16 protein-coding genes are annotated in these 17,170 nt (G+C 68.0%); 7 read left to right on the forward strand and 9 right to left on the reverse strand.

Features of this window, described 5'->3' with window-relative positions:
- The first annotated feature begins 4 nt into the window (after positions 1 to 4).
- From sigM to trxA, 4 genes are all read left to right on the forward strand, one after another.
- The gene (gene sigM / locus GA707_RS06275) at positions 5 to 604 is read left to right on the forward strand and encodes an RNA polymerase sigma factor SigM (protein WP_193315194.1); all 600 of its coding nucleotides are present in this window, start codon (positions 5 to 7) and stop codon (positions 602 to 604) included.
- Positions 605 to 875: 271 nt separating this feature from the next.
- Entirely contained in the window at positions 876 to 1,976 is a 1,101-nt protein-coding gene (locus GA707_RS06280) for a hypothetical protein (protein ID WP_152177536.1), read from the forward strand.
- Positions 1,977 to 2,166: 190 nt separating this feature from the next.
- The gene (gene trxB, locus GA707_RS06285) at positions 2,167 to 3,150 is read left to right on the forward strand and encodes a thioredoxin-disulfide reductase (protein WP_152177798.1); all 984 of its coding nucleotides are present in this window, start codon (positions 2,167 to 2,169) and stop codon (positions 3,148 to 3,150) included.
- A gap of 127 nt (positions 3,151 to 3,277) precedes the next feature.
- A complete protein-coding gene (trxA, locus tag GA707_RS06290) occupies positions 3,278 to 3,610 on the forward strand; it encodes a thioredoxin (protein WP_152177537.1) in 333 nt (110 codons plus the stop codon).
- A gap of 253 nt (positions 3,611 to 3,863) precedes the next feature.
- Here trxA and GA707_RS06295 read toward each other — a convergent pair whose 3' ends face one another.
- The 9 genes from GA707_RS06295 to rpmH all read right to left on the reverse strand — a co-directional run bounded on the left by GA707_RS06295 (position 3,864) and on the right by rpmH (position 11,729).
- Positions 3,864 to 4,970, reverse strand: coding sequence for a ParB/RepB/Spo0J family partition protein (locus tag GA707_RS06295; RefSeq protein ID WP_152177538.1), 1,107 nt, complete (start codon positions 4,968 to 4,970; stop codon positions 3,864 to 3,866).
- On the reverse strand, positions 4,967 to 5,863 hold the full coding sequence (locus tag GA707_RS06300; RefSeq protein ID WP_370460007.1) for a ParA family protein: 897 nt from the start codon (positions 5,861 to 5,863) through the stop codon (positions 4,967 to 4,969). The genes GA707_RS06295 and GA707_RS06300 overlap by 4 nt, the downstream gene beginning before the upstream one ends.
- Before the next feature lie 737 nt (positions 5,864 to 6,600).
- On the reverse strand, positions 6,601 to 7,572 hold the full coding sequence (locus GA707_RS06305; protein ID WP_152177540.1) for a zinc-binding dehydrogenase: 972 nt from the start codon (positions 7,570 to 7,572) through the stop codon (positions 6,601 to 6,603).
- A 256-nt stretch (positions 7,573 to 7,828) separates the two neighbouring features.
- Positions 7,829 to 8,587 carry a 16S rRNA (guanine(527)-N(7))-methyltransferase RsmG gene (gene rsmG / locus GA707_RS06310; protein WP_370460008.1) on the reverse strand — a complete coding sequence of 253 codons (759 nt, stop codon included), beginning with the start codon at positions 8,585 to 8,587 and terminating at the stop codon, positions 7,829 to 7,831.
- A 285-nt stretch (positions 8,588 to 8,872) separates the two neighbouring features.
- Positions 8,873 to 9,598, reverse strand: coding sequence for a R3H domain-containing nucleic acid-binding protein (locus tag GA707_RS06315; protein WP_152177542.1), 726 nt, complete (start codon positions 9,596 to 9,598; stop codon positions 8,873 to 8,875).
- Positions 9,599 to 9,639: 41 nt separating this feature from the next.
- Positions 9,640 to 10,791, reverse strand: coding sequence for a membrane protein insertase YidC (gene yidC, locus GA707_RS06320; RefSeq protein WP_152177543.1), 1,152 nt, complete (start codon positions 10,789 to 10,791; stop codon positions 9,640 to 9,642).
- Positions 10,792 to 10,800: 9 nt separating this feature from the next.
- The gene (yidD, locus tag GA707_RS06325) at positions 10,801 to 11,202 is read right to left on the reverse strand and encodes a membrane protein insertion efficiency factor YidD (protein ID WP_370460009.1); all 402 of its coding nucleotides are present in this window, start codon (positions 11,200 to 11,202) and stop codon (positions 10,801 to 10,803) included.
- A complete protein-coding gene (gene rnpA, locus GA707_RS06330) occupies positions 11,199 to 11,582 on the reverse strand; it encodes a ribonuclease P protein component (protein ID WP_152177544.1) in 384 nt (127 codons plus the stop codon). The genes yidD and rnpA overlap by 4 nt, the downstream gene beginning before the upstream one ends.
- A gap of 9 nt (positions 11,583 to 11,591) precedes the next feature.
- Complete coding sequence (rpmH, locus tag GA707_RS06335; RefSeq protein ID WP_152177545.1) at positions 11,592 to 11,729, reverse strand: 50S ribosomal protein L34; 138 nt, start codon at positions 11,727 to 11,729, stop codon at positions 11,592 to 11,594.
- 636 nt (positions 11,730 to 12,365) lie between these two features.
- Here rpmH and dnaA point away from each other — a divergent pair.
- From dnaA to gnd, 3 genes are all read left to right on the forward strand, one after another.
- Positions 12,366 to 14,051 carry a chromosomal replication initiator protein DnaA gene (gene dnaA / locus GA707_RS06340; protein ID WP_152177546.1) on the forward strand — a complete coding sequence of 562 codons (1,686 nt, stop codon included), beginning with the start codon at positions 12,366 to 12,368 and terminating at the stop codon, positions 14,049 to 14,051.
- 662 nt (positions 14,052 to 14,713) lie between these two features.
- Positions 14,714 to 15,850: a DNA polymerase III subunit beta gene (gene dnaN, locus GA707_RS06345; RefSeq protein WP_152177547.1), complete on the forward strand. Its 1,137-nt coding sequence runs from the start codon at positions 14,714 to 14,716 to the stop codon at positions 15,848 to 15,850.
- A gap of 176 nt (positions 15,851 to 16,026) precedes the next feature.
- Positions 16,027 to 17,157 (forward strand): phosphogluconate dehydrogenase (NAD(+)-dependent, decarboxylating), encoded by a 1,131-nt coding sequence (gnd, locus tag GA707_RS06350; protein WP_152177548.1) that lies wholly within the window; start codon positions 16,027 to 16,029, stop codon positions 17,155 to 17,157.
- The last annotated feature ends 13 nt before the right edge of the window (positions 17,158 to 17,170 follow it).

The following is a 17,170-nucleotide window of genomic DNA, read 5'->3' on the forward strand; positions in this document are numbered from 1 at the left end:
GACGGTGGACACGCCGAGAGGACTCGCCGGGGGGCAGGACCCCGCCGAGACGTCGGACGCCGACCTCCTCGCGCGGCACGTCGCCGGCGACCCGGACGCGTTCGGTGAGATCTTCCGGCGGCATCGGGACCGGATGTGGGCGGTGGCGCTGCGGACCGTCGGCGACCGGGAGCTGGCCGCTGACGCCGTTCAGGAGGCGTTCATCGCCGCGTTCCGACGGGCCGACCGCTTCCGTGGTGAGTCGGCGGTGACGACGTGGCTGCACCGGATCACCGTCAACTGCGCGATCGACCGGCTCCGGCGGCAGCGACCCACCGCTCCGTTGCCCGAGGTCGATCCCGCCGACACGCACGACCGCTACGCCGAGGCCGACACGGCGCTCGACGTCCACGCGGCCTTGGCGACGCTGCCCGAGGCGCAGCGCCTCGCCATCGTCCTCGTCGACATGCAGGGCCTGTCCATCGCGGAGGCGGCCGCTGTGCTCGAGGTTGCCGAGGGCACGGTCAAGTCGCGCTGTTCGCGCGGCCGCGCCGCCCTCGCGCCGCTCCTCACGAGCCGCGCGGCGGCGCTGCAGCGGACCGGAAGGGAACCGGAGACGCCGTGAGTTCGTCAAACACCTCGTGGACGGTCGTCGACCGGTCCTCGGACTCGATCGGCCCCGATCCCCTCCCCGGACCGGCCGTAGACCCGACCGTTCACCGCCCCACATATGACCGGACCCGACGACGGCGCGTCATCTCGCGAGACCGCGCTCACGCAGCCCGTCACCGCACAGACAGCCGTAGAGCCAGCCACAGATACAACCGCAGCAGAGACACCAGAGACACCGACAGCCCGCCGATGCAGCACACGACTCGAACCGAGAGGAGCCCGAGGTGAGCGCCCCCCGCGACATCGACCCGCACACCCCGGGCCCCGGCGACGAGGACCACGACCCGACCGGAGTGCGCGCCCTCCTCGCCTCACTCCCCGACCCGGGCCCGATGCCTCCGGAGCTGGTCCGGCGGATCAGCGAGAGCCTCGCCGCCGAGCAGAACGGCCACGCCCACGCGGACAGCTCTTCCGAGGGGTATGCGGGCGTCACCCCTCCCCCATCCCTCGCCTCCGTCGCCGCCGCCTCGAGCGATCGTTCGCGGGACGACGGCCGTCGGGTGAGCGACGGAACCGCGGGGGACGAGGGCGACGGCTCAGGTGGTGAGGATGGTGGCGAGGGCGGCACAGTCCACCGCTTCCCTCGGACACCGCACGATCGACCGACGGCGAGCCCGCTCCGGCGCCTCCCGGCCATCGCCGTCGCTGCCTCTGTCGTCGTCCTCGCCGGTGCGGTCGTGCTCGGCGTGCTCGCCACGCAGACCGGTCTGGGGGGCACCGACTCCCTGGACGCGGCCGTACGGGCGACCATGAGCGCGGCCGACGCCGGGTCCGCCGATGACGAGGCTGCGGGTGGAGCCGCCGCCGAGGACTCGTCCGGTGGGACCGCGGACTCCGGGGCCGCAGAGACCGGCGCCGAAGAGAGCGCGCCACTGGCCAGCCCGCTCGAGGGCGACGCCGCGGCGATGGCGGCGGCCCCGGTCGCGTTCCTCAGCAGTGGAGCGATCGTCACGACCGCCAACGTCGCCGGCCACGCGAAGGCGATGCGTGACGGCAGCACCGGTGTCGTCGACGAGGCCTCCCGCGCCGTCATGAGCGACAGCCCCGTGGGAACCGCCGAAGGGGCGGCGGACTGTATCGGCGAGCTCCTGGACCGTCCGATGGCCGAAGTCGCCGCGCTGCTGACGGCCGTCGACTTCGTCCGTCACGACGGGTCGGACGCGGCACTGATCCTGGTGCGGGAGCCGCTCGAGGCGACCCCGGGCAGCGGTTCCACGGACGACGGTGCGGGATCCGGAGAGGCGAGCACCGCATACCTCGTGCCGGTGGACTGCGGAGCCGGGCGGGCCTGGACGTTGCAGCCTCCCGTCCGCCTCGACTTCTGAACGGTTCCCCGGCCACGCCCCGGCTGTCGACGCCGGGGTGAACGGCGCCTGGGGGCCCCCGACCTGAACGGGAGTGTGCGGCAGGCTGTGCGGAACAACGTGGCCGTAGGATCGGTTGCAGAGTCCGACTCCCGACCCATCGCGATCGGGTATCCCAGCCAGATCCACAGACCAACCGCGAGGACGATCCATCGTGAGCACCGAGCCACGTAATGTCATCATCATCGGCTCCGGCCCGGCCGGCTACACCGCCGCCGTCTACGCAGCCCGCGCGAACCTCGAACCGCTGCTCTTCGAGGGAGCGGTCACGGCCGGCGGCGCCCTGATGAACACGACAGAGGTCGAGAACTTCCCCGGGTTCGCCGAGGGCATCATGGGGCCGGACCTGATGCTGCAGATGCGTGTTCAGGCTGAGCGCTTCGGGACTGAGATCGTCACCGACGACGTCACGGCCGTCTCGCTCGAGGGTGACCTCAAGACCGTCACCGACGGGTCGGGCACGACCTACTCCGCCCACTCCGTCATCCTGGCGATGGGCTCGGCGTACCGCGAGCTCGGTCTGCCCAACGAGAAGCGCCTCTCCGGGCACGGCGTGTCCTGGTGCGCGACGTGTGACGGCTTCTTCTTCAGGGACCAGGACATCGTCGTCGTCGGTGGCGGGGACAGCGCTATCGAGGAGGCCACCTTCCTGACCAAGTTCGCCCGCAGCGTGACCATCGTGCACCGCCGCGATGAGCTCCGCGCCTCGAAGATCATGGCCGACCGGGCCTTCGCCAACGACAAGATCACGTTCGCCTGGAACTCCGAGGTCGTCGACATCCACGGCGAGGACAAGCTGACCGGCGTCACCCTGCGCGACACGGTCACCGGCGCCACCCGCGACCTCGACGTCACCGGCCTGTTCGTGGCGATCGGTCACGACCCGCGCAACGAACTGATCCAGGGAGTGGTCCACCTCGACGCCGAGGGGTATGTGCTGTGCCAGGGCCGTTCGAGCCTCACGTCCGTGCCCGGCGTCTTCGCGTGCGGGGACCTCGTCGACCACACCTACCGACAGGCGATCACCGCAGCCGGGTCCGGCTGCGCCGCCGCTCTCGACGCTGAGCGCTACCTGGCCCACCGCGAGGACGGGACCGACGTCAGCACCGCCCAGACCGCCACCGTCTCCGTCTGATCGCCGTCGGTGATCGTCGTCGCCGTGTGATCGCGGCTGTATCCGATGTCCATCCCCGTCTGACCACTCCCTTTGTCCGACCGCCAGCTCACCACCGACCCTCACCCGACCGAAGGATCTCTCTCCCATGGCTGACCTCAAGTCCACCACCGACGCGACGTTCGACTCCGACGTGCTCAAGTCCGACGGGGTCGTCCTCGTCGACTTCTGGGCCCCGTGGTGCGGGCCGTGCCGCACCGTGGCGCCGATCCTCGAGGAGATCGCTCGCGACCACGGCGACAAGATCGAGGTCGTCAAGCTCAACACCGACGACAACCCCGGCGTGACGGCTCGCTACGGGATCATGAGCATTCCGACGATGCATGTCTTCATGGGCGGTGAGATCGTCAAGACGATCCAGGGCGCCCAGCCCAAGCCCCGCCTGCTCAAGGAGCTGGAGCCTTTCCTCAACCGACCCTGACGGCGTCGCCCATACCGTGGGGCGACGAGGTCGTTGAACGTGACCGAGGCCGTGAATCTTCCTGTCTATCAGGGGGTTTCGCGGCCTCGGTCGTTGTCTGAGTGTCTGGTGTCGATCTGAGTCTTTGGTCGGATGGCGCACGTCGGGCGACTCCGGCAATGAAGCGCCCAACCTGCCGGGGTGGGGAAAGGTGACGCAGGCGGTGGCTGCGAGTTCGAGGTCCGCCGACCTCGGAGCGAGTGTCCCCGGAGGATCAGCCGTCGCTGAGCTCGTCGACCGACTCCCGTGCCTCCCGAAGCCCCAGCAGGTCGAGGATCCGGTTCAGGTCCTCCATCGAGGCGAACTCGATGGTCATCTTCCCCTTCCGCTGCCCGAGGCTGATGCCGACACGGGTGTCGAGATGGTCTCCGACCGCGACCGAGATGTCGTCGAGCTGCGGGTGCAGACGTCCGGGTCGCGGTCGGCGCTGCCGTGGCGTGGGGGTGTCGTCGCCGAGAGTGACGATCTCCTCGACCGAACGGACCGAGAGTCCCTCAGCGACGATCCGCTGGGCGAGGCGCTCCATTGCGGCCGCGTCCTCCAGTGCCAGGAGGGCCCTGGCGTGCCCGGCGGACAGCACCCCAGCGGCGACCCGTCGGGCGACCAGCGGGGGGAGCTTGAGGAGCCGGAGCGTGTTGCTCACCTGGGGGCGGGATCGCCCGATCCGGCTGGCCAACTGCTCCTGGGTGCACTGGAAGTCCTCGAGCAGCTGCTGGTATGCCGCCGCCTCCTCGAGTGGGTTCAGCTGGCTGCGGTGCAGGTTCTCCAGAAGCGCGTCGCGCAGGAGATCGTCGTCATCGGTGGCCTTGACGATCGCGGGGATGGCGTCGAGGCCGGCCTCCTGCGTCGCACGCCACCGCCGTTCGCCCATGATGAGCTCGTACCGCACACCGTCGACGTGCTCCGTCAGGGGACGGACGACGACCGGCTGGAGGACGCCGATCTCCCGGATGCTGTGCACCAGCTCGCCCATCTCGTCCTCGTCGAAGACGGTGCGGGGCTGCTTCGGATTGGGCCGGATCTGATGCACCGGCACCTCTGCGTAGCTGGCCCCCGGGACCGGTCGCAGGTCTGTGTCGTTCTCGCCGTCAAGAGCTGTGCCCTCGAGGTCCGTGGGAGTCGTCGGCTCGGCGTGGTCGCTCTCACCACTGCCTGCGTGGTCAGCGACCCGAGATCGGTCCGACGTGGCTGTTGCCGTGGCTGTTGCCGCCGTCGCCTCACCCGGAAAGAAGACGTCCACCGGACGACTTCCGGTCGATGTGGTCGAGGTGGGAATCAGCGCTCCGAGTCCTCGTCCGAGCCCACGACGCTTCTCACTCATCGAACATCCTCTCCATCGGGGCCACCGGCCGGGACGGATGCCCCTGAGTGGACCGTCTCGTCGACCTGCGCTGCGCCCCCGAGCCCGGTCCCGGATTCGGGGGAAACGGATTCGGCCGCTGTGTCCCCTGATGAGGCTCCCCGGTCGGCCAGTTCCGCAGCCGCCTCGCGGTAGGCGAGTGCGCCCGTACTCATCGGGTCGTAGGTGATCACCGTCTGACCATGGCTCGGAGCTTCTGAGACTCGCACCGACCTCGGGACGGTGCTCTGTAGGGTCTCGGAGCCGAAGTGGGTTCGGACCTCATCCGCCACCTGTGCCGACAGGCGAGTGCGAGCGTCGTACATCGTCAGCAGAATGGTGGACACGTGCAGGGTCGGGTTGAGATGGGTCCGGATCATCTCGATGTTCTTCAGCAGCTGCGACAGTCCCTCGAGGGCGTAGTACTCGCACTGGATGGGAATGAAGACCTCATCGGCTGCGACGAACGCGTTGACGGTCAGCAGTCCCAGGCTCGGAGGACAGTCGATGAGCACGTAGTCGATCCGCTCATCTCGGTCGGCGAGGTATGCGGTGATCGCCCGTCGCAGGCGCGTCTCGCGAGCCACGAGCGAGACGAGTTCGATCTCGGAACCGGCGAGGTCGATCGTCGCGGGAGCGCAGAACAGCCCATCGACGTCCGGACAGGGCTGGATGATCTCGGAGAGCGACGTGCCATCGACCAAGACGTCGTAGATGCTGGTGACGTCGGAGTGGTGAGGCACGCCGAGGGCCGTGCTTGCGTTGCCTTGCGGGTCGAGGTCGACGACGAGCACGGACAGGCCGGCGAGGGCCAGCGCAGCCGCGACATTGACCGTAGTCGTCGTCTTGCCGACGCCACCCTTCTGGTTTGCCACAGTGAGGATCCGAGTCCTGTCCGGACGCGGGAAGACGCGATTGTCCAGTTCCTGCTTCTGCCGAGTCTCTTTGACCACTGCTCGCATGAGGGGAGTGTCGGTCAAGGGCGTTTCACGTGAAACGCGAGACTGACGGGTCGATGCCGTTGTGATTGTGATTGCCTCGGTCACCGTTTCACGTGAAACGTCCGAAGCGTTCGGTTCGACCCGAGATGCTGGCTCATCACCCGCTGGCCCGCCAGGTTCTTCCCCCGCGTCGCTGATTTGCTCGTGGTCCTCCCCCGAAGAATGTGTTTCACGTGAAACATCGGGCTGCTCGACCTCGTTCACCGTGGCCGCATCGACCGTTGCGTTCGAGGTGTTGTCCCGACCGAGTTCAGCAGTCTGATGGTCCCCATCCCCTGTGGATAACTCTGTGGATCCATCGCCCCCAGTGGATGTCTCGCCGTCCTCGCTCGACGACTCGGTCTCCCTCGACCCGGTGTCGTCTGCCGATGCGGCGCCGCTGCCGGAGGGGCTGGCAGGGCCGGGCCAGCCCAGTCGAGCGCTGTGTGACTCCCCGCTTTCTGAGCGTGCGGGGAAGCCCAGCCCCTTGGCAACGCGTCGCCACAGCGGCTTGTCGGCAGCCTGGTCGAGATGCTCGGAGGTCACAGCGGATCAGCCTAATGGGTCGGATCGTCGAGCGCGGACGCGACGGCGTCAGGGTGTGTGGATAAGTCTGTGGACACGTGCCCCGCTCAGCCGACGGTGAAGACGATCTTGCCCACGACATCACCGTGCGCCATGGCCGCGAAACCTTCCGCGGCCTCAGTCAGCGGTCGCACGGAGTCGATGAGGGGCTCGATGCCCGCGGTCGTCACGAGCTGGGTCAGACGTTCCAGCTCAATGCGCGATCCCATCGTGGAGCCGATCACCCGCAGCTGCTTGAAGAAGATCTTCGTGAGCTCGGCCTTGGGTGGCGCATCACCGGAGGTGGCTCCGGAGATCACGATGGTGCCACCGGGGTTGAGTGAGTTGACCGAGTGGGACCACGTGGCCGCTCCGACGGTCTCCATGACTGCGTCGACGCGGGCAGGCAGCCGCTCTCCCGACGCGAGAGCGCCGACCGCTCCCAGTTCGAGGGCTCGCTGAGCCTTGGCCTCGTCCCGCGAGGTCACGAACATCCGGTAGCCGGCTGCCGCGCCGAGTTGGACCAACGCCGTCGCGACACCCCCGCCGGCCCCTTGGACCAGGATGCTTCCACCGGGGGTGACCCCGGAGTTGATGAACAGCATCCGGTAGGCCGTCAGCCATGCCGTCGGCAGGCACGCGGCCTGGACGAACGACAGCTCGGTGGGCTTGTGCACGATGTTTCGAGCGGGGACCCAGACCTCTTCGGCCAGCGCGCCGGGGTAGACCTCCGAGAGCAAGGAGCGACGGGGGTCCAGCGTTTCCTCGCCTGTCCAGTCAGGATGCGAGATCACGGCGTGCACGAGAACCTCGGTGCCATCGTCGAGCACTCCGGACGCGTCACATCCGAGGATCATCGGAAGTCGGTCGGCGGGTAGGCCGACCCCCCGCAGGCTCCAGATGTCGTGGTGGTTGAGCGAGACGGCCCTGACCCGCACCCTGACCCACCCTTCAGGCACGGCTGGACGCTCGATGTCACCTACCTCGAGGCCGGACAGCGGGTCGTCAGCGGACTGGCGGGCGGCGTAGGCGGCGAGCATGGCCCCACTGTATGGGTGTCGTGACCGGTTTCGGACGGAGGGTCGTCATCACGAGCATCGGCTGGGGGCGCCTCATGCCGACGACTGGGTCGCACTCGGAGGGTGTTCGACTGGTTCGGGCCCATTCCCTGCCATCCCCGCATGCCCCGCAATCCCCCCGCGCATTGTCGTCCGGTGCCGGCGGCCTGCACCCGGTCGCGCAGTCTGCCACCTGGGTGATTGAGTCGACTGTCCGACTGCCTCCCGGCTGCGCGAGTCAGTCCGGCGCAGTTCGCTCCTGTGGTGACGTTCGGCTCCTGCGCTTGTTGCGATGACCCGATCCATTGGCGCGGGACGGGCTTGATGTTCCAGTCTTGCCCCGACCCTGAGGAAGGCCCTCGCGGACCTTGTCGACGACGACCACGGTGGTCGGGTCATCAAGAACCAGCGACCCGCACAGGCGGATGCGGGCCTTTCCGCCCCCCAACCGCTGCAGTGTTGCCGTGGCCTCCGAGATCTCACGCTCGGCCGAGGAGCCTTTCATCGCGACCAGCCTCCCTCCGACCGGCAGCAGCGGAAGGCACCACCGTGCGAGCCGGTCCAGGGGAGCGACAGCCCGAGCGGTCACGACATCTGCAGTCATCCGACTGTGCATCTCCTCCGCCCGAGCGCGCACGACTGTCACATCGAGGCCGATGTCGGCGGTGACCATGTCCAACCACGCGGTGCGCCGCTCCATCGGTTCGATGAGCGTCATCATGAGGTCGGGCCGAGCGATCGCGAGAGCCAGTCCGGGCAAGCCGGCTCCGCTCCCGACGTCGATGACCGACGCCCCTGACTCGATCTCGTCGGCGACCACAGCGCAGTTGAGGATGTGCCTGTCCCAGAGGCGTGGCACCTCCCGCGGACCGATCAGACCGTGGGTGATCCCGGTATCTGCGAGATACCGGGCGAACCGGACCGCCAGCTCCACCCGTTCGCCGAACACCACACGCGCTGCCGGCGGTGGGTCCGGCACGACGGGGGTCGGTGACACCGGTCGGTCGGCGCCATCCCCGCTGCCCACCTCGGATCCGTGTCTCGCGTGACCTTTTGGGCTATCCACCGGTGCAGTATCGCAGGGGCTCGGATCCCGAAGGGTCGAACCCGTTTGCCTCGTTTCACGTGAAAACATGGGTGCACGAGACGGGGACGAAGACAAGGACCGCATCCGGGTGACCGGTTCCGTTTCACGTGAAACGTCGACTGGCGGTCCACCCCCAACAGAGCACAGCGGGGACCGGCCTGACGGCCGGTCCCCGCTGACGTTGTGGCTGTACGCCTACTCCGCAGGGAGTACCACGACGAAGCGGTGCGGCTCCACTCCGTCGGACTCCGAACGCAGGCCAGCAGCGAGCACCTCGTCGTGGACGATCTTGCGCTCGAAGGCCGTCATCGGCTCCAGCTCGACCTGGTTGGCGGTCTCCTTCACCTCGCCGATGACGCCCCGGGCCACCTCCACGATCTCTGCGCGACGAGCTGCACGGTGTCCGGCGATATCGAGCATCAGTCGGCTACGCTGACCGGTCTCGCTCTGGACGGCCAGCCGCGTGAGCTCCTGCAGCGCCTCGAGAACCTTCCCGTCAGGGCCCACCAGCCGGCGTGGCACCCGGCCGTCGTCGGAGTCGACGATCGAGACGGCCGCACGATCTCCGTCGACGTCGACATCGATGTCACCCACGATGTCGCAGATGTCGAGAAGCGCCTCGAGGAAGTCGGCCGCGATGTCACCCTCCGCTTCGAGCGCACCGCGCCGGGACGAACCCGTGCCCCCACCCGACGACGCGCCGGCGTCGGAGCTCACTGACGGAGGCGAGTCTGCGTCACTGACCGAGTCATCCGAGCTCGACTCATCGGTGCTCGACTCATCGGTCCTCGCCCCGTCACTTCTCGACTCATCGCTGCTCGACTCCTCAGCGCCGTCTCCGTCCAGCGTCGACTCGGTGGTGTCCGCTGCCTCGGCTCCGGTGGGGTGGTCGGCCTCGGTGCCGAAGGTGTCAGTGCTCATCGTCTCTCCTTGCGTGGTGGTTCGTCGGCGGGTCAGCGGGGCTACGTGGAGCTCGTTCCGCTGCTCCCCCCGGAGTCACTTGCGCTCTTCGCGCCGCTCTTGTTCTTCGCCGCCGCCTGAGGCTTGCCCGGCTGTGCCTTGCCCTGCTGCGCTGCGTTCTGGGGCCGCGGCGGACCGCCCGGTCCGGAGCCGGCGGGCTTCGCCTTGCCCTTCTTGGCGCGCTTCTTGGACTTGGGCTGGGTCCGCTGGCGTGGGGCCTTCTCCTCCTCCACCTCGACGTCCTCCGCCGCGTCCTCGTCCTCGTCCGAGGAGGCCGACAGACCGGGCAGCGACAACTCCTTCAACGGCTTGCCCCGGCGCTTGCGCCGCTCGTGCAGCGCCTTCTCGGCCGGGGACCCGGGGGCAGGCATGCGCCGAATGACATAGAACTGTTGGACCATCGACCACACGTTCGTCGTGAACCAGTAGATCAGGACGCCGATGGGGAAGTTGACGCCGGTGACGGCGAAGACGATCGGGAGGACGTACAGCAGCACCTTCTGCTGCTTGGCGAAGGGGTTGTCCAGAGCCGATGCCGGCATGTTCTTGCGCATCAGCTGGTACTGCGTCGTGAAGGTCGTGGCCGACATGAGGATGATGAGCACGACCGTGACGACGCGGGTGTTCCAGCTGTCGGCGGTCATGAAGGTGTCGGACAGCTGGGCACCGAAGATGGTCGCCTGGTCGAACTCCTGCGCGACCTCCTGGGTGATGGGGCCGATCGGATCGCTGGTCCCCGCAGCGATCCCGGACACCCCGTACAGCACCCGGAACAGACCGAAGAAGAACGGTGACTGCAGGAGGATCGGAAGACACGAGCTGAACGGGTTCGTCCCCGTCCGCTTGTACAGCTCCATCGTCTCCTGAGTCATCGCCTGGCGAGACTCGGGATCGCTCTTGCCTTTGTACTTCTTCTGGATCTTCTGCAGCTCGGGCTGGATGATCTGCATCTTGCGGGAGGCATGGATCTGCTTGACGAAGAGCGGGATCATCGCCGCGCGCATGACGACGACGAGGCCGACGATGGACAGCGTCCAGGTCCACCCCGAGGCCGATGGCATCCCCAGGTTCACGAACAGGGTGTGGAAGCCATACATGATCCACGCCACGAGCCACTCGATGGGCTCGATGAGTGAGGTGAAGAAGTCGATCACGACAGTCCTTTAAGGGTGGTGGTGGTCGGGCGTTCGCCCTGTGGAGCGGGGACCGGTATTGGGCCGGTGGGCATTCGGTCGTTCGGGGACGTGGTCCACGCCCCCCGGCGTCCAGGGGTGACACCGGAGCAACCGCCGCACCGCCAGCCAGGTTCCCTTGATGGGGCCGAAGCGTTGGATCGCCGTGAGTGCGTACGCACTACACGAGGGGTAGTAGCGACAGCTCGGTGGCGTCAGCGGGCTGATAAGCAGTTGGTAGCCCTTGATCAGCCAGATCAGGGGAAGGGCGACGAGCCGCCCGACGCGGCCGATAATCCGACGTACGGTCGATTCCGGAGCAACCGTTTCCGAGGCGGCCGCGTCGACCTGCCGGCCGTGGTCCTGCCGGCTCTGGTCCCGCGCTGTGCTCAAGGTGCCGTCACTCCGACCGCGTCGGTCCCGACCCGGGCGACCACGGAGGCCAGCAGGCGCTCGAGCTCCGCGCCCAGCTGCGTCGAGGTCGCATCCGCCGCAGATGGCTGGGCTCGCACGACGACGTCCACGCCGGGAGGAAGCGTCGACAGCAGCCGTGCCGTCTGTGCCCGCAGGCGCCTCTTCACCCGGTTGCGCATGACGGCACCGCCGACGTTCTTGGACACAACAAAACCGACCCGCGGCGGTCGGGCCGCTCGCGAATCGGTCAGGTTGGCGTGCACCACGAGGAGTCGTGATCCCGCTCGGGCCCCGCCGGGGCGCCTCGTCACCGCGGTGAACTCGGCGCCGGTGCGCAGCCGGTGTCGGGCCGGCAGCACGGGAGGCCGTCAGGCGGAGAGCTCGGTGCGGCCCTTCCGGCGACGGGCGGCGAGGATCGCCCGACCGGCGCGGGTGCTCATCCGGTGGCGGAAGCCGTGCGTCTTGGCGCGACGACGGTTGTTCGGCTGGAACGTGCGCTTGCTCACGGTGGTTGGCTTTCGTCAGGTCGAGGCTGTCTCGACGGTCGTGTCCAGGGTGTGGGGTCTGGTCGGTTGTGGTGTCTTGCCCGGGAGCGGGCCGGACGAGCGGACCGGCCGAGATCGTCAGGCGACACTGTCAGTCATAGGGAGTCCTTCGGACCTCCCATGAACGCACCGGGCACACGCACACGCGTCCCGCGATGGCGACAGTGTCAGCAGGCGAAAACAGCCGGGACGTATCGGATGCCATCGCACGGAGTATGCGCGACCCACCTGATCGTGTCCAGCCAGACTGCTCAACGGTACGTGAGCGCACCCAACACGGTCAAACGATGACGGATACCGAGGCATGGGTTCCATTACCCTGGCCGTGCTCAATTCCCAGGGCCGACACGCCGATGGGAAGCGGACGAATGGCCGAGATCTCAGCGCTCCGATTGCGATCACCGCGAAGGGCCGATAGCCTCCCCTGATTGTGGATAACCCACAGATCTGTCCCCAAATGTGGACAAGTGTGTGGAAAGGTACCCCGAGGAGCCGCCGGTTCGCTCCGGTCCGCGGCTCCCGCGGCGGCGAGCACAGCGTCAGCCGACCGCGTCGACGGCTCCGTGGACGGCAACGAGCAGATAAGGGTGAACGAGCGTGCCGGATGGGGACATCGACTACAGCCAGGTGTGGCGCCAGGTCCATGAGCGACTCGACGCGATCGGGCTCCCGTCCCAACAACGGGCCTTCCTTCAGCTCGCCTCGCTCCGGGGCATGCTCGACTCGACCGCCCTGCTCGCCGTGCCCAACGACTTCACGAAGGACATCATCGAGCGCAACCTGCGCGAGCACATCACCGATGCCCTGACCGTCGTCCTCGCCGACCGCGCTCCCGCGGGTCAGATCTCCATCGCGGTGACGGTGGACGCGGCGATGTCGGAGTCCGAGCTCGGGTTCGACCAGCCGTCCGCTCCACAGCCGGGGGGCGGCGAGCACGTGAGCCGTCCCGGCGCCGGCTCGGGCCACGGATTCACCGCGACCCCCGGTGTGCCGCACGGCACTGCGCGTCCGGCGGCCGAGGGGCGCCACGACGACGTGACGACCGCGGTCGACGACGCGACGATCGAGGTGGCCACCACCGAGCGCTTCGCCGACCACGGAGCGGGGCCCCGCCTGCGATCCGCCTCCGCGGGCCTCGACGGCCTGCCACGGGATCGGACGATCTCCGAGAGCGGACCACAGTCGGACGGCGACGTCATCGACTTCATCCCTGGTCCGCGGGCCCATCCCGGTGAGCTCGAGCCGCTCGAGGCCACTCACCTCAACCCGAAGTACCTCTTCGAGCGCTTCGTCATCGGCTCGTCCAACCGCTTCGCGCACGCCGCGGCGGTCGCCGTCGCCGAAGCCCCGGCCAAGGCGTACAACCCGCTGTTCATCTATGGCGAGTCCGGTCTGGGCAAGACCCACCTGCTTCACGCCATCGGGCACTACGCGCGAATGCTCTACTCCCACGTCCGGGTTCGCTACGTTAACTCGGAGGAGTTCACCAACGACTTCATCAACAGCATCCGGGACGACAAGGCCGCCAACTTCCAGCGCCGGTACCGCGACGTCGACGTCCTCCTCATCGACGACATCCAGTTCCTCTCCGGCAAGATGCAGACCCAGGAGGAGTTCTTCCACACCTTCAACACGCTGCACAACGCCAACAAGCAGGTCGTCATCACCTCGGACGTGCCGCCGAAGTCGCTCAACGGCTTCGAGGACCGGATGCGCAGCCGCTTCGAGTGGGGTCTCATCACCGACGTCCAGCCGCCGGACCTCGAGACCCGCATCGCGATCCTCCGCAAGAAGGCGATCCAGGAGAAGCTGAGCGTCCCGGACGACGTCATGGAGTTCATCGCCTCACGAATCTCGACGAACATCCGCGAGCTCGAGGGCGCACTGATCCGGGTCACCGCGTTCGCAAGCCTGAATCGGCAGCCGGTCGACATGGCGCTTGCCGAGACCGTCCTGAAGGACCTCATCCCCGGCGACGGGGGCAGCCAGATCACCGCGGCTCTGATCATGGCGACGACCGCCGACTACTTCGCCCTGGCGCTCGAGGACCTCAAGGGTCCCTCGCGCTCGCGGGTGCTCGTCACCGCGCGTCAGATCGCCATGTACCTGTGCAGGGAACTCACCGAGCTCTCCCTGATCCAGATCGGTGAGCACTTCAACGGCCGGGACCACACGACGGTGATCCACGCCAACAAGAAGATCGGCCAGCTCATGACCGAACGGCGCGCGATCTATAACCAGGTGACCGAGCTGACGAACCGGATCAAGCAGCAAGCTATCTGAGCGCACGTGACCGGCGTCACACCCGACGCATCAGTCACACGGTTATCCACACCCTTGTCCACAGGCATGTGGAGAAGTGCCCGGCCGTATGCGCAGCGGGCGTCCACAGATGTGGACAGAACTGTGGAATCCCGGCAGAACAAGCACAGTCCGCCCTCTGTTCACGACATGGTCGTGACCTGTGCGTAACGGCAGACGACCTGTGGGTGAACACTCCCACCATGTGGATCTCGTTGTGGATGACGAACCGCCGTCAACAGTGCCGTCGTCGGCCGGGGATGGCGGTGCCCAGCTCGTCAACATCGGCGACGCGCGATCCGACCTGGGCAAACGCCTGATATCCACATCGTCCACCGCCCCGATGATGACTACGAGACCTAGAGCCACATATCCCGGTGCTCCGACAACGACACGGAAGAGCGAGGTGCCGGGTCGGCCGAGTGGGCGCATGAATGACAACTTCCGGCCCTGCACGGAAGAAACCATGCAAGACTGGCCTGCCCACCTGGTGTCGTGCCCGGCGCTGTGTAGTTCTGTCGACATCTCCCTGTATGACGGCGGCCCTTCACGAGCAGCCCGTACGCCCACCGGGTCGCCAAACCTCGCGGGTCACCGGTTGCGGTGACGTCCGCACCTGTGTGATCAGACGAAGGACGGTCCTCGTGAAGTTCAGGGTTGAACGCGACACCCTCGCCGACGCCGTGACCTGGGTCGCGCGCGGCCTGCCGGCCCGCCCACCGGTGCCGGTGCTCGCCGGTGTGCTGCTCTCCGCCGATGCCGAGGCCGGCACGATCACCTTGTCCGCGTTCGACTACGAGGTCTCGGCCCGCATCTCGGTTCCGGCCGATGTCGAGGAGGGAGGAACGGTCCTCGTCCTCGGTCGCCTCCTGGCCGACATCTCCCGAAACCTGCCCAACAAGCCGATCGACGTCGCCGTCTCGGGCAACAAGGTCGAGGTGGCCTGCGGCTCCTCGCGCTTCAGCCTGCTGCAGATGCCCGTTGGGGACTACCCGAGCCTGCCGGTAGCGCCCGAGACGAGTGGCTCGATCGACGGCCACACGTTCACCCAGGCGGTGGCGCAGGTGTCGGTCGCGGCCGACCGCGGCGACACCCTACCGATCCTCACCGGGGTCAGGCTCGAGATCGACGGCGACAGGATGACGTTGCTCGCCACGGACCGGTACCGCCTCGCGATGCGTGAGCTCAGCTGGCGGCCGGCGTCCTCCGACGTGTCCTATGTCGGCCTGATCCCGGCTCGCACCCTGAGCGAGACGGCCCGGGCGCTCGGTGCGTCCGCCTCGGTGGACCTCGCGCTCGGCTCGACCGCCGGCGGGGACGGACTGATCGGCTTCGAGGCCGGCTCGCGCCGCACGACCTCGCGACTCCTCGACGGTGAGTACCCCAAAGTCACCTCGATCTTCCCCACGTCGACCGATACGGAGGCCGTCATCCGCACGGCGGACCTCGTCGAGGCGGTCAAGCGGGTCTCGCTCGTCGCCGAGCGCAACACGCCCGTCCGGCTGCGGTTCGCTGAGGGTCAGGTCGCGATCGAGGCCGGCACCGGCGAGGACGCCCAGGCATCCGAGGCGGTCGGCGCCGAGATCACCGGCCCGGACATCGAGATCGCCTTCAACCCGCACTTCCTCCTCGACGGCCTGGGCGCCGTGGGGACCACGTTCAGCCGCCTCGCCTTCACGCAATCGAGCCGGCCCGCGGTTCTCTCCGGCCAGGAGGAGGAGGACGGCGAGCCCGACACCTCCTACCGCTACGTGCTCATGCCGGTCCGCTTCGCCGGCTGACGAGGCCCGCCCCCGCGATCCCTGCGACGCACTCTCGCGAGGACTAGCCTGCTGGAGAGGTATGCGGTGGTCGGGTCGTCGGTTCACCCGAGCGCCAGTCCAGAGCACCGAACCTGAGCACCGAACCCGAGCACCGCATACGGCAACCGAACGAAGGCGACGAACGAAGGGGCACCATGCAGCTGGGTCTGATCGGTCTGGGGAAGATGGGCGGCAACATGCGGGAGCGCCTGCGCCGCGCCGGGCATGAGGTCGTCGGCTACGACCGCAACCCGGAGGTGTCCGACGTCAAGAGCCTCGCGGCGATGGTCAAGGCGCTCGATGCCCCGCGGGTGGTGTGGGTGATGGTGCCGCACGGCAAGCCGACCCGTGACACGGTCGCCAAGCTGGCCGATCTTCTCGACAAGGGCGACCTCGTCATCGATGGCGGCAACAGTCGGTTCACCGACGACATCGAGCACGACAAGATGCTCCGGGCCAAGGGGATCGGCTATGTCGACTGCGGTGTCTCCGGCGGGATCTGGGGCCTCGACAACGGCTACGGCCTGATGGTCGGCGGGACCAAGGCGAACGTCAAGAAGGCGATGCCGATCTTCGATGCGCTCCGCCCGGAGGGGCCGCGCGAGGAGAGCTTCGTCCACGCCGGCGAGACCGGTGCCGGGCACTACGTGAAGATGGTGCACAACGGCATCGAGTACGGCCTGATGCACGCCTACGCCGAGGGCTACGAGCTCCTCATGAAGAAGGACATCGTCAAGGACGTACCCGGCTCGTTCAAGGCCTGGAGCCGCGGCACCGTCGTGCGGTCGTGGCTGCTCGACCTCATGGCCAAGGCGCTCGAGGAGAACCCGGGCCTGGACGACGTGGCCGACTACGCCTCGGACAGCGGCGAGGGGCGGTGGACCGTCGAGGAAGCGATCGAGCTCGCCGTGCCCATGCCGGTCATCTCGGCCTCCCTGTTCGCAAGGTTCGCCTCGCGACAGGAGGTCAGCCCGGCCATGCAGGCGGTCTCGGCGCTGCGTGGACAGTTCGGCGGTCACCAGGTGATGACCGTGGACGAGGCCAAGGAGCTGCGCGCCGAGGCGGCGGCGGGACCGAAGACCCCGGACGAGGCGCGGGCCAAGGTCGAGCGCAAGGAGGGACCGAGCGCCCGCAAACCCTCGAAGCAGGCTGCGAAGAAGGCCGCTGCCGAGGGTCGCGAGGCTGCCGAGGCCGGGCCCTCGAGCGGCTCCGGGTCGACTCCGCGCAAGGGCAAGGGTGCGGCGGCTGCCGGCCCGACCAGCGGGTCCGGCGCGACGGACGAGTAGCGGACCACCGCAT

This window comes from Nostocoides sp. F2B08, from assembly GCF_009184895.1.
Taxonomy (GTDB): Bacteria; Actinomycetota; Actinomycetes; order Actinomycetales; family Dermatophilaceae; genus F2B08.